Annotated in this window: 15 protein-coding genes, 1 tRNA gene and 1 other RNA gene; 15 read left to right on the top strand and 2 right to left on the bottom strand. The window is 57.2% G+C overall.

Going from position 1 to position 16589, the window contains the following annotated elements; all coding sequences use genetic code 11:
• Window positions 1-139: 139 nt before the first annotated feature.
• The 6 genes from R6U20_RS12850 (at window position 140) to R6U20_RS12875 (ending at window position 4738) form a co-directional block, all read left to right on the top strand.
• The gene (locus R6U20_RS12850) at window positions 140-724 is read left to right on the top strand and encodes a hypothetical protein (RefSeq protein ID WP_410338245.1); all 585 of its coding nucleotides are present in this window, start codon (window positions 140-142) and stop codon (window positions 722-724) included.
• A 395-nt stretch (window positions 725-1119) separates the two neighbouring features.
• Window positions 1120-1219: signal recognition particle sRNA small type (ffs, locus tag R6U20_RS12855), an RNA gene on the top strand.
• Window positions 1220-1394: 175 nt separating this feature from the next.
• The gene (gene yajC, locus R6U20_RS12860) at window positions 1395-1733 is read left to right on the top strand and encodes a preprotein translocase subunit YajC (protein WP_410338246.1); all 339 of its coding nucleotides are present in this window, start codon (window positions 1395-1397) and stop codon (window positions 1731-1733) included.
• A gap of 135 nt (window positions 1734-1868) precedes the next feature.
• Window positions 1869-3071, top strand: coding sequence for a 3,4-dihydroxy-2-butanone-4-phosphate synthase (gene ribB, locus R6U20_RS12865; RefSeq protein WP_410338247.1), 1203 nt, complete (start codon window positions 1869-1871; stop codon window positions 3069-3071).
• 25 nt (window positions 3072-3096) lie between these two features.
• Window positions 3097-3273, top strand: a complete 177-nt coding sequence (locus R6U20_RS12870; protein ID WP_410338248.1) for a hypothetical protein — start codon at window positions 3097-3099, stop codon at window positions 3271-3273.
• A 190-nt stretch (window positions 3274-3463) separates the two neighbouring features.
• Window positions 3464-4738 (top strand): glucose-6-phosphate isomerase, encoded by a 1275-nt coding sequence (locus tag R6U20_RS12875; protein WP_410338249.1) that lies wholly within the window; start codon window positions 3464-3466, stop codon window positions 4736-4738.
• Window positions 4739-5471: 733 nt separating this feature from the next.
• Here R6U20_RS12875 and R6U20_RS12880 read toward each other — a convergent pair.
• The gene (locus tag R6U20_RS12880; protein ID WP_410338250.1) at window positions 5472-7904 is read right to left on the bottom strand and encodes a DNA internalization-related competence protein ComEC/Rec2; all 2433 of its coding nucleotides are present in this window, start codon (window positions 7902-7904) and stop codon (window positions 5472-5474) included.
• 250 nt (window positions 7905-8154) lie between these two features.
• Between R6U20_RS12880 and nusB the strand changes: the two genes are divergently transcribed.
• The 3 genes from nusB to ychF all read left to right on the top strand — a co-directional run bounded on the left by nusB (window position 8155) and on the right by ychF (window position 11114).
• Window positions 8155-8631, top strand: a complete 477-nt coding sequence (gene nusB / locus R6U20_RS12885) for a transcription antitermination factor NusB (RefSeq protein WP_410338251.1) — start codon at window positions 8155-8157, stop codon at window positions 8629-8631.
• Between the two features lie 286 nt (window positions 8632-8917).
• Window positions 8918-9595 (top strand): metallophosphoesterase family protein, encoded by a 678-nt coding sequence (locus R6U20_RS12890; RefSeq protein ID WP_410338252.1) that lies wholly within the window; start codon window positions 8918-8920, stop codon window positions 9593-9595.
• Window positions 9596-10016: 421 nt separating this feature from the next.
• Window positions 10017-11114 (top strand): redox-regulated ATPase YchF, encoded by a 1098-nt coding sequence (ychF, locus tag R6U20_RS12895; RefSeq protein ID WP_410338253.1) that lies wholly within the window; start codon window positions 10017-10019, stop codon window positions 11112-11114.
• Window positions 11115-11162: 48 nt separating this feature from the next.
• Here ychF and hmgB read toward each other — a convergent pair whose 3' ends face one another.
• Complete coding sequence (hmgB, locus tag R6U20_RS12900; protein WP_410338254.1) at window positions 11163-12503, bottom strand: hydroxymethylglutaryl-CoA synthase; 1341 nt, start codon at window positions 12501-12503, stop codon at window positions 11163-11165.
• A 230-nt stretch (window positions 12504-12733) separates the two neighbouring features.
• Between hmgB and R6U20_RS12905 the strand changes: the two genes are divergently transcribed.
• The 6 genes from R6U20_RS12905 (at window position 12734) to R6U20_RS12930 (ending at window position 15868) form a co-directional block, all read left to right on the top strand.
• Window positions 12734-13588, top strand: a complete 855-nt coding sequence (locus R6U20_RS12905) for a hypothetical protein (RefSeq protein WP_410338255.1) — start codon at window positions 12734-12736, stop codon at window positions 13586-13588.
• 52 nt (window positions 13589-13640) lie between these two features.
• Window positions 13641-14897: an FtsX-like permease family protein gene (locus R6U20_RS12910; protein ID WP_410338256.1), complete on the top strand. Its 1257-nt coding sequence runs from the start codon at window positions 13641-13643 to the stop codon at window positions 14895-14897.
• 189 nt (window positions 14898-15086) lie between these two features.
• Window positions 15087-15323, top strand: a complete 237-nt coding sequence (gene rpmB / locus R6U20_RS12915) for a 50S ribosomal protein L28 (protein ID WP_410338257.1) — start codon at window positions 15087-15089, stop codon at window positions 15321-15323.
• Window positions 15324-15407: 84 nt separating this feature from the next.
• Entirely contained in the window at window positions 15408-15572 is a 165-nt protein-coding gene (gene rpmG, locus R6U20_RS12920) for a 50S ribosomal protein L33 (protein ID WP_098061231.1), read from the top strand.
• 2 nt (window positions 15573-15574) lie between these two features.
• Window positions 15575-15724, top strand: coding sequence for a hypothetical protein (locus R6U20_RS12925; RefSeq protein WP_410338258.1), 150 nt, complete (start codon window positions 15575-15577; stop codon window positions 15722-15724).
• A gap of 69 nt (window positions 15725-15793) precedes the next feature.
• Window positions 15794-15868 (top strand) — tRNA-Pro (locus R6U20_RS12930).
• The last annotated feature ends 721 nt before the right edge of the window (window positions 15869-16589 follow it).

A 16589-nucleotide genomic window follows, 5' to 3' on the forward strand; every position in this document is an offset into this window, starting at 1 on the left:
GTGAAGGCTCGCTCAGGTTTTGTCGTCTACCATGTCTATTGGACCGTATCAGAACAAAATTTTGTTTATGCGGTGTTTCAATCAAGTAATTGATATCACAGTTCTTTTTTAACTTATGGGTGTCATACCTATTGCTATCGTGGATAGCCAGTTTTCATTTTCTGACATAGAACCGTTTCGGCGGTCCTTAAATCGTCGTTCGATCTTCGACACCGATCGACTTGACCGTGCAATAGCAAACCACGGGCGTTATAACATAACGATTGAAGATACTCCCTTCCAGTGGGAACGTCCATATTTCGGAAAATGGGAGAATAGCCAAAAGAAGCGCTGGGAGATGGATGGAGAGGTCGTTCTTGATGGTCCTGTCAAACTTATGATTGGTCACAAAGCTTGTGAAATCCATTTTTGTATTCCATACCATCTCTTTCTTGGTGCTCCAGGTGTACGTCATGCCTTACGACAGATATACTTTACGCTCGCACAAGAATTTAACAGTCCGCGCGCTTTGTACATCACAGACAACTCGTCACCACCGAGTAAGGCTTTTGGGATGACAGGTGAGAAGAAATCGCTCCATGATATTTATACGTACTTGTGTGACGAAGTCGGGAAGCCCCTACTCGACCCTCAGTCGCCGCACTCTCAGCTTCGCCCTGAACAACCTATGCAACGCGGAAACTGGTGGTTTGAGGACGACTTTTCTGATTTTATACATGAATAGCACAATCAATCTGCTACAAGCAGGATGTCATTGGTAGCAGAGCACCATGGTACGCGACAAAACGCACATGCCCCTTCACATGCCCGGATTTTCGTCATTCTGCGGAGCGTAGCGAGGGCCGTAGGTCATGCCTGTTCTGCGAAGGGGGCCGACAGGTCATCCGTTGCGGGAACCGCTTCGAACCCAGCGAAAACAAAGAGAGACCGCCACCTCCCTCCGGAGTGATTCCTCCACTTCCGACAGGATATCTTCAGCGCTCCATCCCTCCCCCCTTCCACCCCGCTTAACGCAATTTTGCCCCATAGTGCGGTCTGCCCATCCACCAGGACGGGAACACATCGCATCCGCAAATAATATAGGATGGCACCTTTGCGCGGGGACACCCCGCAACGGTTGGGCAAGTCCCACACGGCCAGCTCCCTCTGAACTCCGTCAGGGCCGGAAGGCAGCAGCGGTAGGAGGTCGTAGCGGCGCGATGTGGGTCGCTTGCCCATTTTTTTGTTGCCCCCTCCTCTCTGCTCGACCGCGCCTCTCTGGTTCGCTGCCCCCCCCTACACACAGAGTTTTCCGCACACGCACTCGTTTTCGCAGTGCCTGTGCGAACCCGCATGTGCGCCTTTCGTTTAGACGGCGGTTATGCATTGTTCCTCTATGTCTCTGATTTGCTCTTATGGTTTCCACGTTGCTTTTTGGCCTGCCACCGTTCTTACTTGTTGCTGGCGATACCGATAGCAGCGGCGGCATTTTTGGACTGCTGCTGCCCTTTGTGCTCATCTTCGGTGTATTCTACTTCTTCATCTACCGTCCGCAGCAAAAACGCGAGCAGGAGCACAACGAAATGGTGAAGCAGCTGCAAAAGGGCGACCAGATCGTGACCATCGGTGGGATTCATGGCACCGTGCGCCGCGTCGATGACGACAGTATCCTGGCTCAGGTGGATAGCAACGGCGTCAAGCTGCGCATCGACAAGCAAGCCATCTCCAGCGTGGGCGGCCAAGACAAAGAGTAGCGGCTCTCGGATGCAAATGTGCTGCCCTACTGCACGTTCGATTGCAGTATTGCAGCTTGGTTGCACCGCTCCTGAACAGCCCGCTTCACCGCCTCGTTATCTCCACCCATCGTTTATTCACGCACGCCTGTAGCCATGGCCTCGCCCCGCGCCTCCGACTTCGACTCCATTGAAACCGCACTGGCTGCCCTCCAGCGCGGTGAGCTCATTATCGTGGTCGACGACGAGGACCGCGAGAATGAGGGCGACTTCATCGGCGCAGCCAGCGAGATTACACCTGAGCAGATCAACTTCATGGCTGCACAGGGGCGCGGGCTCATCTGCACCGCCATCACGCCCGAGCGCGCCGAGGCCCTCGAACTGAACCTGATGGTAGAGTCGAACTCTGAGATCCACCACACGTCGTTTACCGTCTCGGTGGATTATAAAGAAGGCACCACCACCGGCATTTCGGCCAGCGACCGGGCCATCACCATCCAGGCCCTGGCCGACGACTCCGAAGACGCCCACGCCTTTGCGCGTCCGGGCCACGTTTTCCCGCTCATTGCACGCACGGGCGGCGTGCTGCGCCGTGCCGGACACACCGAGGCTGCCGTTGACCTGGCGCGCCTGGCTGGCCATCCGCCGGCGGGGGCGCTGGTCGAAATCATGAACGAGGATGGCACCATGGCGCGCGTGCCCCAACTCCTCCCGCTGGCCGAGGAGTTGGACATGCCCATCATCACGATCCAGGACCTGATTGCCTACCGCATGCAGCACGAGCGGCTGGTGGAGCGCGTGGGCGAGCACACCCTCGACACCGCATTTGGCACCTTCCGCATCGTACCGTTTCGCGACCAGCTTACCGGCGAGGTGCACCTGGCGCTCACCAAAGGCCAGTGGCGCGAAGACGAGCCCGTGCTCGTGCGCGTGCACGCTCAAAACGTACTGGGCGATGTGTTCGCCGCACGCCGCGATCCGCATAGCGAGCAGCTGGCCGCTGCCCTCATGATGGTGGAAGACGAAGGTCGCGGCGTGGTGCTCTACATGCGCCAGTCCGCGCAGTCGTCGACACTCTTGCAGCGCCTGCAGGCCCTGGACACCCCCGAATCGAGCATCGAGGGAACGATGGACCCTCGCGATTACGGCATCGGCTGCCAGATCTTGCGCAACCTGAGTATCCGCAAACTCCGCCTGCTCACCAACAACCCGAAAAAGCGCGTGGGGCTGCGCGGCTACGGGCTTGAGATGGTAGAGAGCGTGCCCATCGAGGTGCCCGAGTCGGCCTCTGATCACCTGCTGAATGCCCCCGCTGCCGAGCGAATTGTTCATGCGCTCCGCCTCCCCACAACGTCGTAACCTGCTTGCCTTGCTCCGCTATGCCATGTCGAATCTCCGCAACCTGCTGCCGACCATCTACTTTGTGATTGCTGTGTTTGCTGTATTCATGGCAGCATATCGACTCCTTGCCGGCATGTGGGTGCGCGGCCTCTTTATGGCCGCCGCCGCTGTATTCTGCGCGTATCGCTTCCATCATTTGCGCACCAAATCCGAGTCGTAGTCGGGCGCACGTCGCCCCGTTTCTCAGTTCTGGGGGATGCACCAAATCACCTCCCCTCCGCAGTTCCTGTGCAGCTTAAAGGCACTGCGCCTCTTGCGGATGCAGAATTGGTTTTGCAATGGACCTCTTGCTGTTTTGTGCGTTGAGTGCAATACCTATTGTATTCACTCATTCGACTCCCGCACACCCCATGATTCGCTTAGACGACACCCATGTGCGTCCCTTTCTGGACGCCTACAGCAGTTCGGATCTCCCCGAAGCCATCCAAAACGCACAGGCCACGGTGCAGCGCGGCGACGGACCCGGCAACAATTTCTTAGGCTGGCGCACCCTTGCCGAATCGCCCAACGAAGACCTCATAAGCGAGATTGAGGCACACGCCAAGCGCCTCCACAGCGACGCCGATGCGCTGCTCTGCCTGGGCATCGGCGGCTCCTATCTCGGGGCAAAAGCCGTCATCGATGCCCTCACTCCGTACTTCCCTGCCGATGACGACGACACCCCCGAGGTGTACTTTGCCGGGCACCAGACCAGCGGTGCGTACCTAAAGCAGCTCCTGGCGCACCTCGACGGGCAGTCTGTGTTTGTGAACGTCATCTCGAAGAGCGGCACCACGTTAGAAACCGCCCTGGCCTTCCGTATCGTGCGACAGTGGATGGAAGAGCGCTTCGACGATGCCGACGACCGCATCATCACCACCACCAGTCCCGAAGGCGGTGCGCTGAACGCGCTGCGCGAAGACCACGACTACACCCGCTACGTCATTCCACCGGATGTGGGGGGACGCTTTTCGGTGCTTACGCCGGTCGGCTTGCTGCCGATTGCCGCAGCCGGCATCGACATTCGTGCGCTCATGGAGGGCGCATCGGAGATGCACGACCATGTGAACAGCACCACGCCCAACGCTTCGCTTCAGTACGCCGCGCTCCGCTATGCGCTGTTGCACGCAGGATACGACGTAGAAGTACTCGCTACATTTGAGCCGAGCCTGGCCAGCATTGGCGCGTGGTGGCAGCAACTCTTCGGCGAAAGCGAAGGCAAAGACGGCAAAGGCCTGTTCCCAGCCAGCGTTGAGTACACCACCGACCTGCACTCGCTGGGTCAGTACATGCAAGATGGCCAGCGCATCGTCATGGAAACCTTCCTGATGGCTGAAGACGCGGGCGAGGATCTTACCGTGCCCACCAGCGAAGCTGACCTCGACGGACTCAACTACGTGGCCGACCGTCCCATGCGCGCTGTTACGCAAGGGGCCTACGAAGGCACCGCCCAGGCCCACACCGATGGCGGCGTACCCAACTGCACGCTCTGGCTCGACGACATCAGTCCAACGGCCATCGGCGCACTGATCTACTTCTTCGAGCACGCGGTGGCCGTCAGCGGATATGCGCTTGGCGTCAACCCATTCAACCAGCCGGGGGTCGAGGACTACAAGCGCGAGATGTACCAGCGCCTGGGCCGCTAACCCAAAAACACCTGTGCTACGAAGCAATATGCACAGGTGTCGTCTACATGCCGCACGCGTCGCTGGAGTCCCTGAACACCCTGCATATCCCTTCATTTCTGACCTTCAGCGGCGCTAAGCGGCGATTCTCAGAGTTATCCACAAAACCTGTGGATAACCTGTGGATAACCCGGGGATAACTTGGGGATAACTGCCAAGTTACCAACATCCGATTTCGGCCTGTGGATAACTACAGGGTTATCCACAAATGATACCAAGTTATCCACAGTGTGGATAGCTGTGGATAACTTTTTGAGGCGGGAAGCCCGTATCTTGTGGATATGTGGATAACTTCCCCAAATGGGCCTCTGCGCTCGTATACCGACTTGTGAAGACCCCAAAATTGTGGATAGCTTGTGGATAACTGGCCTAAGTTATCCACATTGATGCCCCGCAGATGTGCATAAATCGGTTTTCCACATATCCACAGCCCCTACTACTAATACAACTCTTTAATTTTTAAAAACGAGTTACTATTATATAGGAGTGTGGAAAACCAATCTCGGAAGACCGCTTCCGCCCTCATCGCTTAGCGATCTACTTTCATATACCAATCAGGTCAGTTTGCTTTTGGTACAGGATGATGTACCAGTCCAGGGTATGGTATAATCTACTAATCCGGTATATAGGTGTGTTAGGCATCTTTCCACTGACTTGTATACTGAAGAGAGAAGCATCATCCGTGGTTGGGGGCCTACTGCCATGGTACAACCCATACCGAGTCTCCATCAGTGCGGAGCCAGACCGCACCCGTTGATGTTTGGTGCACTGCCTTTGCGTGTGACTCCCAGCGGGATACGACTGTTGAATCCGGAAAGCCGAATTGATTATAGCGTCCTGCACTGATTACAGCATGCGTGTTCTCGTGGGCCACCGCATTCACAAATGCCATCGAACTGCTGGTTGGAGATCCGTGATGCGGTACGGTTACCACATCGCTCCGAAGCGCTGAGCCATATGTTTGCGTAAGCCAGTGTTCAGCGCGAGCCTCTACATCTCCCGAAAAAAGAATCTGCATGCTACCGTACTGCAAGGCGGCAACAACCGACCGGTCATTCGATGTCTGAACATCCGAAGAGGATGCCGACGAAGGCGGACCCAGTCCAACCACGCGAGTGTGATCTCCAATGTGCAGGGTATCGCTTTCACGAACTGTGCGATGCGAGGTCTGCCTGTCTTCTATCCACCGAATGGTTTCGTCGTAGAGAGGGCGATTGCTGGTTTCGCCGTTATCCCACACCGCATTCACGACACCGGCCTCCAGAAGTGTAGGAAGCCCCCCAAGATGATCGGCATCGGGATGTGTGATGAGCACAGCATCAAGCGCGTCAATTCCGGCGTAGCGCAGGTGCGGCATGATGGTGTACTCGGCAGCATTGGCATGCGGCGTGCGGAGTCCAGCATCCACAAGCAGGTGGCGGCCGTCGGGCGTACGAATGAGAGCCGCGTCGGACTGTCCCACGTCGAAGAAGAGAATGTCGAGGGTAGGAGCAAGAGGCCGTGCGGTGAGCGGAATCCATACGACAAGAAGAACGCTTGTGAGTGCTGCCCAGCCGCCGTGGCGGGGCTGCCACTGACGCATCCCCCCAAAGACGAGAAGCACAACACTCAAAAAGAGCACGACCCAGCCCGAAACATGCGGCACAGCCCACTGCCATCCGTCAAACACCATAGCGCCGCCGTATGCGGTAGCAAGCAAGCATTGGGTGAGGAGGTCGGCAGCAGCCCCAAACAGGCTGGCTACTCCCGGCAGCGCACTTGTGGCGACCGTTAGGATCCCTGATGCCAGGGCGAGTGCCGTAAGCGGAATAGCAATGATGTTGAGCAGCAGCCCTGCTCCCGATACAAACCCGAAGTGCAGAAGTAGAAAGGGAGTCGTTCCAAGAAGCGCCGCCGCCGATACGGTAACCGATTGCGTAAGAAAGCGACGAACAGAGCCATGGGTGAGAATGCCAGGGCACAGGCTCATAAACTTCGGATTGAACAATACAATGCTGGTGACCGCAGCAAACGAAAGTTGAAATCCAGGATCGTACAACGCAGTCGGTCGCATCCACAACAGAATGAGGGCAGCCGCTCCCAAAGCATTGAGCGAAGCATATACGCGCTGGGTGAGCGTGCCACCAATGAGCAGCGCGGCCATGAGTGTAGCGCGCACAACCGAGGGGCGCGCACCGGTCAGTGCCATATATGTGAGAAGGAGCAGCAGCGTAAGCGCGGCACGCACGGCATTTACGCGACGCCGCGACCAGCCAAGACGCATGAGCAGCGAACGCAAGAGGTGATACACAAGCATGCCGACCAGCAGCACATGCAGTCCCGACACGGCCAGCAGGTGCATGAGTCCAGTAGAAGCAAACGCAGTACGATGCGCATCGTCCACCGCGCTACGATCACCCAAAAGCAGGGCGGTTTGAATGCTGCGGGCGGCCTCGGTGTGCACATGCGCATGCAGCGTACGCATCACGTAGCTCCGGGCGTGGTGAACGCTGCGTGCGTATCCGGGGGGAGCGGATGCAACCCGTTCCACATGAGCTGGAGTGTCTACGGCAAGCGTCCAGTGAATGCCATGATTATGAAGATAGGCCCCATAGTCGAAGTCTGCCGGATTACGTGGAGCGGGTGGGGCGCGCAGCGGTCCGGTCATGGCCCATCGATCGCCAGCGACGACATCAGGAAATGGAGGCGGGTCTTCGTCCCATGGAGAAGAACGCCAGCGCACCTGAATGCGGTCGTGGATGCGGAGCGTGTCGGTAGCAGTGAGAAGGCGGTCGGCCTGAAGTTCAAAGCGAGTGGTGCCGTCGTGGGTAATCACGGGGCCATGCACGGTGCCCACAACATGCACCGGCAGAGCATCGCTGAATAGCGAATCGGGCAACGTTTGTAGACTCTGCGGGGACGGGGTCTCCCACGCGATGTAGCGAAGACCGCCGGCAGCACTCACGACCACGAGCAGGGCTATGGTATGCACGAGCGGGCCCAGGCTTACAAGGCGGTAACGGTTCCAAACGAGCCCACCGATGGCCACGAGCATGCCCAGAACAAGCAGGCCTATCCATACAGGAAGGGGGCCCCATCCCGAAGCCGCCCCGGCAATGCCAAGGGCACAGGCTACAGCACAGGCCAAGAGAGGGACGGTGTTTAGAGCAGACACAACAGCATGCTGGAGAAAACAAACGGAAATAGATACCCCTTAACGCTATCCGCACGACACTGCATAAGGGTAAAACGCAACGTATCCCCTGCTATGCTGCGAATCGGGTGTGAAACCGAGCCGTTTAATTGATTGCCTCGAATCTGTTTACCAGCGCAGAAGATACCATGCGTCTGCACATGTGTCGTACCTGCTACTTTTGTACCTGCTGCCCTGCTAATCTATGAGCTCACGACGAGACGCCCGCGAGCGCGTCATGCAAGCGCTGTATGCGCGGGAGTTGGCCGGCGGGAAGCGTCGTCATCATGTGTACACGCTCATTGAGCCGGCCTTTGAGGGCGACCCCAACACCCTCGATTTTGCGCACACGCTCTTCGAGACGACTGTAAAGAGCGTGCGGCAGATCGACCGGTATCTCGAAACACATCTAAAAAACTGGGACTTAGACCGCATTTCGGCGATTGATCGGGCCGTGTTGCGCATGGCAACATGCGAGCTCCTCCACTTCGAAGACGTACCGCCAAAGGTGACAATTGACGAAGCGATTGAGATTGTGAAGCGATTTAGCACGCCCCAGAGTGGCGACTTCGTAAACGGCGTGCTGGATGCTGTGCTGATGGACTTGTACACGTCTGACAAACTCGACAAGACCGGGCGAGGCCGCATTGGGCTGGAAGCAATCGCCGAGCGGGCCTCGTAATCGAGTCCCTATCTAAGGCCATCAGGAAAGGCCCTACCAGGAAATACGACGTTCGCGCAGCACATTTAACGAAGTCGGAGCCTACTGAACCGAGGCATCGCCCAATCGTACAGGGGCCATGTACAAAATATAACCGTTTGTTTATTTTTAGCACGCTACGCCCTACCTTACCTGTCAGGCCGTTGTTGGCCGGTAGATCGTCGTCCCTTTCATCTGCGTGTGCGTTGTAGGAACGCAGTCCGAACGCACTCCGCCAGCCGCCCGCGCGCAGCTTTCCCACTGAATTATGGGTCTTATCGCCATTGGAGACATCCACGGATGTGCCACCTCACTCGATGTCTTGCTCGACGAACTCAACCCGTCTGATGACGACCACCTCCTGTTCGTCGGCGACTACATTGACCGAGGGCCCCGTTCAAAACAGGTCATCGACCGGCTCCTGAAGCTACGTGAGACCTACGAATGCACGTTCTTGCGTGGCAACCACGAAGCGCTCATGCTCGATTATCTCGACATTGGGGCGTTCAATTTGTGGCGCATTAACGGCGGCATCACTACGATGCAGAGCTACCTCTCCGAAGACGGCTCCGAGGTAATCATCCCCGAAGATCACGAGCAGTTCGTGCGGGATACAAAGCCCTACTACGAAACCGACGACTTCTTCTTCGTACACGCCGGGCTAAAGGCTGATAAGTCCATCGAAGAAAATGTAGAAGAGTTTGGCGAAGAAGTGTTCTTGTGGGAGCGCAGTCACCTGGAAGCCGACGACGTGGCCTGGGAGAAGCCTGTGGTCTGCGGCCACACGCCCCACGCAGAGCCCGTCAACCGCGACAAGCTGCTGATGATCGACACGGGCTGCGTATATCACGAAGAGCCCGGTATGGGCATGCTCACCGCCGTGCGGCTTCCCGAACGCACGTTTGTAGCTGTGGAGTATGCCGACGGCACCCCCGCTGTGCAATAGCACATCGCAAAAAAATAGCGGGCGGTGGCCAGACGTTAAGTGATACGATACATACAAAATGTTTTCGTGTAGCTGCCACCGTCATGGGGAACGCAGTGAAGCATCTCAGGGCACCCGGTTGGAAGATCTGCTTCGGGGATGCGGCGATGCGATGCTTCGGTGCGGGGGTGCGGTGCCGAGCGTCAGGATAACCTGCGGATGGGGGCTTCAGCGATCACTAATCCTCGACCCACTACTAATAATCCTTGACCCACTACTAAATAGCGGACGTCAAGGAGCCGAAGTGGGGCACAATCCCGGTGAAGATTGCGCTGTAGGGATGCCACAGGGGGATGCGAAGGGGCACAATTAGCCCGCGGCCTCGTCCGACGTACGTGCGCCTTTGGGCGTGCTCGTATGCTTGAAATCCATCTGCCAATCTATGTCTCTCCGTTGTGGATTCGTCGGCTTGCCGAATGTAGGCAAGTCTACGCTGTTTAACGCGCTAAGCAATGCCGGGGCCGAATCGGCCAACTATCCGTTCTGCACCATTGAGCCCAACGTGGGGGTGGTGCCCGTGCCCGACGACCGGCTGCACACGCTGGGCGAGCTGGCCGAATCGGCCGAGGTCATTCCAGCCAGCATCGAGTTCGTCGACATTGCGGGGCTGGTCGAAGGCGCTGCCGAGGGCGAAGGGCTGGGCAACCAGTTCCTGGCCAACATCCGCGAGGTCGATGCGATCATCCACGTGGTGCGCTGCTTCGACGACGACAACGTGGTGCACGTATCCGGCAGCGTCGACCCGGCGCGCGACATCGACGTGATTAACACGGAGTTGCTGCTGAAAGACCTCGAAACTGTCGAGAAACGGGTTGAGCGCACCCGCAAACCCGCGAAGTCGGGCGAGAAGGAGGCGCAGCAGAAGCTGGATACGTACGAGCGCCTCTACGACCACCTGGCCGATGGCAATCCCGCCCGCACCTTTCCCGCTAAAGAGCGCGACCGTCCGCTCATCAAAGAGCTCTTCTTGCTCACCAGCAAGCCCGTGCTCTATGCCGCCAATGTAGGCGAAGACAGCCTGCCCGATGGCAACGCGTACGTCGACGAGGTGCGCGCCATTGCTGAAGACGAGGAGGCTGAGGTCGTGGTCATCTCTGCCGAGATCGAATCGCAGATTGCGGAGTTCGACGACCCTGAAGAGCGCACCATGTTCTTGGAGGAGTTAGGGCTGGACACGCCTGGGTTGGAGCGCCTTATTCGCGCGGCATTCGACCTGCTGGGGCTCATTACGTTCTTTACCGCCGGACCGAAGGAAGCGCGGGCATGGACGATCCGCCGGGGCACGAAAGCACCCCAGGCGGCCGGCACCATCCACAGCGACTTTGAGCGCGGGTTCATCCGTGCCGAGACGATTCACTTCACCGACTACGTAGAGGCCGGCTCCGAATCTGCGGCCCGCGACGCCGGCGTCATGCGCGCTGAAGGCAAAGACTACGAGGTCAAAGACGGCGATGTGATGCTCTTCCGCTTCAACGTGTAGCAGGGACACAGCGCGCCGTGTCCTTACGTACGGTTTGGAGTTCCCCGATCAGGCGGATACGTAAGCATATTGCCGCTCGCCCATGGCACCGTAGCCACTGAACACGAACTCGTTTTCAGGCGTGGTGAGCGGCTCCACAGTCGTCTCAATGTCATAAGAGTGTGCCTGGTGGATACGTTCGTAGTCGTCGAACGAGAGATCGTGCCGCGCATCCAACTGGCTCATAATAGTGAGTGCATCGATCTCGGTGCGCCAGCCAGCGCACACAGTCTCGGTATGCATCTCAGCCTGGGCGCCCGAGCCGTACGAACCCACGAGCATGCGCTGCCCGGCAATGTCGACGTCGTGCTGGGCGGCGTCGAGTAGCGCACTGGCGCGGGCAATGTGCACCGAGCCGGTATACCAATTGCCGGTGCGGCGCGAGAGCGTAAGCGTAGGCTGCACCGTAGCCTCGTACCACTCGCGGTAGAGCGGCGTCTTGCGAATGGCCTTCTGGTAGGCATAGCGCGCCTCTTTGTAGGCATCTGCATCGTCGAAGTCATCGGGATTCGGGGACGCCCCCACCAGGTCATGGATCTCGTCTTCCTCGTCAGTGCCGGCAATGAGGTGACGGTACGTCATGAGCGCCGCTTTGCGCACCATGCCCGGGAATGGGGTGTGGAACGGCAAAAACGCAACATCCGCCTTGTGGATGTGTCCAGCTACAGCTTCGTAGTCGTGGATGGCCTCGCGCACGCGGTCGAGATACACCCCAATGGAGCGCTTGCCATCGACGCTCGGAAATTGCTGGTTCGGTTTCAGGAAGTCCGTTTCATCTTTGCTTCCAATGCCCTGTTCACGCGAGAGCGATACAATGGAAGGCGTTTCGGTGATGTAAAGCGCCACTGCTCCTGCGCCTTGCGTAGCCTCGCCCGGATCGTCGCGTTCGTACAGCGCGGTATCTGTAACGACCACGAGCGCGCCGCGTCCACGATGGCGTCCGGCCCGAATCCAGTTGCAGGCATCGTCGATTGCCTGCGTGCCCGAGAGGCAGGCAAACTTGCGCTCGCCCTTGTTCGTGTGCGAAAAATTGCCATCGAAGACCTGCTCCAGGCATCCGGCAATATAGGTGGATACAGGTTTGGAGCGATCGAACGACGACTCAGTCGCCACGTCGATGCGGCCAATGTCATCGGGGGTAAGACCCTTGCGCTCCATGAGCCGCTTACACGCATTCGCGCCCATCGTTACGATGTCTTCGTACACGTCGGGGAGCGAAGAGCCGGTGAGACCGAGCCCCTTCGTGTACTTCGCGGGTGCTTCGTCTTTCACAGGTGCAAATGTGTTTGGGAGATCAAGAACCAGCTTGCCGGTCCAAATCTCCATCGCGTCGATTCCAACAGCAGCCATAGTAGAGATACAAGTACGGGGGAGTGCAAACAGGTGAACAGTGTCGAGGGAGCTTGAACATCCGAATGAATCCAGACATCGCTTTATGGGTAGAGACACGCGGACTCTTCTGGAGCAGCCGTTCCTCAACGAACTGTTGGGGTGCACCCTCCCTTCATGTTGTGAGTTCCGGAGCCCTGCCTGCCGGGGTATCCATTACGGTTCTGTCGCGTTTATCAACAGATGTTATCATGCGTATCTGGATCATTTGCGGATTTTTAGCTGGTGTGCTGTGTGCGGCGGGATGCACGTCCCCCAACTCGTCTGACTCCGACCCGGCGTCAGGCGATAGTAGTTCGGTTGCGGAGCAGTTCGAGCCCACGTCATCGGCCGATTCGCTGGCGCTGCGCGTGTACGAAGCACATGGGGGCAGCGCATGGGAGCAGGCTCCGTACGTGCGCTTCGATTTCGCCGTAGAGCAGGGCGATGAGGAGGCAGTTGTGGCGCGTCACTTGTGGAACCGCACCACCGGACAGTACCGCGTTGAGTGGACGAATGAGGACACCGACTGGGTGGCGCTGCTCGATCTGCACAGCGATGAAGAGCCGCCGGTCGGGCAGGTCTTCGAGGAGGGGCAAGAGGTCGTGGGCAGCGCCGCAGAAGAGCCGCTTCAGCAGGCGTATCAGCGCTACATCAATGACACGTACTGGCTCCTGGCCCCACTAAAAGTACTTGATTCAGGCGTAAATCGGTCGCTTGAGACGACAGAAGCATTTGGCGAAGAGAATGAAGACGACGTGCTGCATCTTACCTTTGGAGATGTAGGTCTTACTCCGGGTGACCGGTACTGGATGCGTATCGACTCCGAGACGAACCGGGTGGCCGGCTGGGCCTTCCATCTCGAAAATATGCCTGAGGATGCCGATCCACGCACATTCGACTGGATGGATGAAACGACGTTCGAGCACGATGCCGGAACGATCTATCTATATGCGCGCAAACAAAGTGCTGATGGAGACATGGCGATTACCATGCCCACGCTTCGGCTTCCCGACACGGTTGACGATGCGTTGTTTGAACAGGGCAATCCAAACCAACTGCAATAGCACATTGCGCCAGCCTGCCGACTGATGTGAGCGGCTTACCGCCTGGTTTTGTATGGATTACCGGCTTCAAATTGCCACGCGCTACCTGTTCAGTGCCAAACGGGTCTCGCTGATTTCGCTCATCACGGGGCTCTCTACGGTAGGTGTAGCGCTCGGGGTTGCAGCCCTCATTGTGGTGCTGTCTGTTATGAACGGGTTCTTCGACTTTGTGCGCGACCTGATGGTAACGCTCGACCCGCATGTGCGCGTGCAGAGCACAGATGTAGAGGGCCTTGCCGACGCCGATGAGATTGAACGCCTGGCGTTGTCGTACGACGAAGTAGCATCGGCATCGGCTTTTGTAGAGGGACGCGCTGTGCTGGTGCAGCGCGGCTCAGAGGGGGCAGCGAACACGGTGGTCACTGTGCGGGGCGTAGCACCAGAGGCAACCGCCGACATGCAAGCCGCCATGCGCACAGGCACCTTCGACCTGTCGCAGGGCGAAAGCACGTCAGGTATCGTACTCAACACGGCCTTAGGCCGCAGCCGAGGCCTGGCACCGCGCGACGACGAGCGGGCACCGCGGGTGGGCTTGATTTCCGCAGCAGGTATTGAGCAGAGTCTCACACAGGTGTTCAGCGTGCCGCGCCTGCATTGGTTTTCGGTGCGTGGTCTGTTTGATATGCAGGCCGCTCAAGAAGAATCGCGCGCCTACATTGGGGTGCCGCAGGCACAGCGCCTCTTTCGGATGGACGACCGCGTGTCGGGCGTCGACATTCGGCTGCACGATATCGAACAAGCCGATGCCGTCAAGGCCCAGCTTCAGCGTGCTCTTGACGACGAAGCATTTACCGTGCGCACCTGGTACGATCTGCAGCGCGCCCTCTTCGACGTGATGCAACTGGAAAAGTGGGGCGCGTGGGCCATTTTGTTTCTGATTGTAATTGTGGCAGCATTCAACATTGTGGGATCGCTCACCATGGTCGTCATCGAAAAACGGCGCGATGTGGGGGTGTTGCAAGCCATGGGCGTGTCGAAGCGAGCTATCCGCGCCATCTTTATGGCAGAAGGGGCGTTGATCGGGACGGTGGGCACAGGAGCCGGTGCGGTGCTGGGACTGGGGCTGGCCTGGGCACAGCAGCAGTATGCGCTGGTGCCACTTAGCCAGGCCGAGTCATTTCTGATTGATGCGTACCCGGTGGTTATCCAGCCGACCGATGTGCTCGTCGTAACAGGGTTATCGTTCGGGCTGTGTATCGCGGCGGCGTGGTATCCGGCTGTTCGTGCGGCATCGGTTCCACCGGTGCAGGCCATTCAGGGGGAGGCATAGCGCTGCGCTTTCACAGAAAGAACAAGGGAACCCGACAGGGATTCTGTCGATTGCACTCTGTCTTAACAAACAAATGAGTACAATGCCGCCTACAAAAAGACTGTCAATAGATAATGCACGACCGTACGTATGGGTCGAGTTGGCACGTATTGGCGGTAACCTTCTCTGAGTAAACGACGGCCTTGCATCATGGCACGTAAAGACGACTTAACAGGTAAAGGCCCGGTATCGGGCAACACGGTTTCGCGCTCCAACAACAAGCGGAAGCGCCGGTTTGAACAGAACCTGCAGAAGAAACGGTTCTACATTCCGAGCCAAGACCGCTGGATCACCTTGAAGGTGTCTGCGAAAACGCTGAAGACCATCAACAAGAACGGCATTGAGGCCGTGCTGAAAGAGGCGCGCCGACAGGGCGTGAATGTGTAGGCATACCCCGCTGTGTGCCTGGCGTGTCGTGCTCCAGTGCGACCGGCTCAACGAGGGCTGCAATCATAGACGAATTGAGGAGTTATGGCAAAAGGAAACCGCGTTCAAGTAATTCTTGAGTGCACCGAGGCGCCCGGAACGTCGCGGTATCACACCACCAAGAACCGTCGTAACACGACGGATCGGCTTGAGCTAAAGAAGTACAATCCGGTTTTGCGTAAGCATACCATTCATCGAGAGAAGAAGTAACCATGGCCAAGAAAGGAAAAGGCGCTGCGGCGAAGAAGATGGCGCGTATTGTCTTTGCTGAAAAGAAAGACAACGGAAACTACAGCTTCCGGCAAAAAATGGTACCGCTGGATTCGGTCAAAGAAAAACTGAAGCAAGCGCGCGCGAATTAGCGCGTGTAGGTACCTGCTGCGTAGGAGGTCGTGCAAAAGCCACGTTCCTGCGCATCCCACCACATTGTTCGGGGCGTGGCGCAGTCCGGTTAGCGCACCTGCTTTGGGAGCAGGGGGTCGCCGGTTCAAATCCGGCCGCCCCGACTATGGAGCACAGTCTTGTTTTGCACGTACTGCCGTTTCGGGCAGTTTGCATGCAAAGCGAGGCGTGTTTCCACCCTGCGCCCGTAGCTCAGTTGGATAGAGCAGCGGACTTCAACCAAGGAGCCCTTGCGGGAAAAAAGAACGCGTAAGGTGCACGGTGCTATATCGGGGAAGCCTCAGCGGTTTGGCCGGTGGTAATCCCGAGGGAACGGTGGTCTCCTCATTTGCATGTGATTATGCGAAACCATCACACGAAAAATAAGGGAGGCCTGGGGGTATTAAAGGCGCAAGCTGACCTGGCTGAGCAAGGATTCTCAAAGACTTCAAATATCTAAAGACTTCAATGACGAAGAAGTTGATAATACAAAAGACGCTCAAAAAGAGCTATACAATACAATAAACACGGCTCAGGAAAATATAACAAAAGCTTATGAAGACCATGTAGACAGACGTATTGAATTAGCTCAAAAGGAGATTGACTCACAAAAAGAGCTTAGAAACATTCTAAAAGCACAAGCTGAAGCGGGTAACATTGATGCTCAGGATTCAATTAAAGCGACTATTGAAGCAGAACGAGAAAAAGAAGCTGAAATTATTAGACTTGAAAAAAGAAAACAGCAAGTACAAATGATTTCACAAGGCATTCAAACGTATCTAAATTTGTTAGAAGGTGGTGAAAAACCAGCGGCGGCACTTGCACAAACAGCTATAACATCACAAG

The organism is Longimonas sp. (genome assembly GCF_046498435.1).
GTDB lineage: Bacteria > Bacteroidota > Rhodothermia > Rhodothermales > Salinibacteraceae > Longimonas.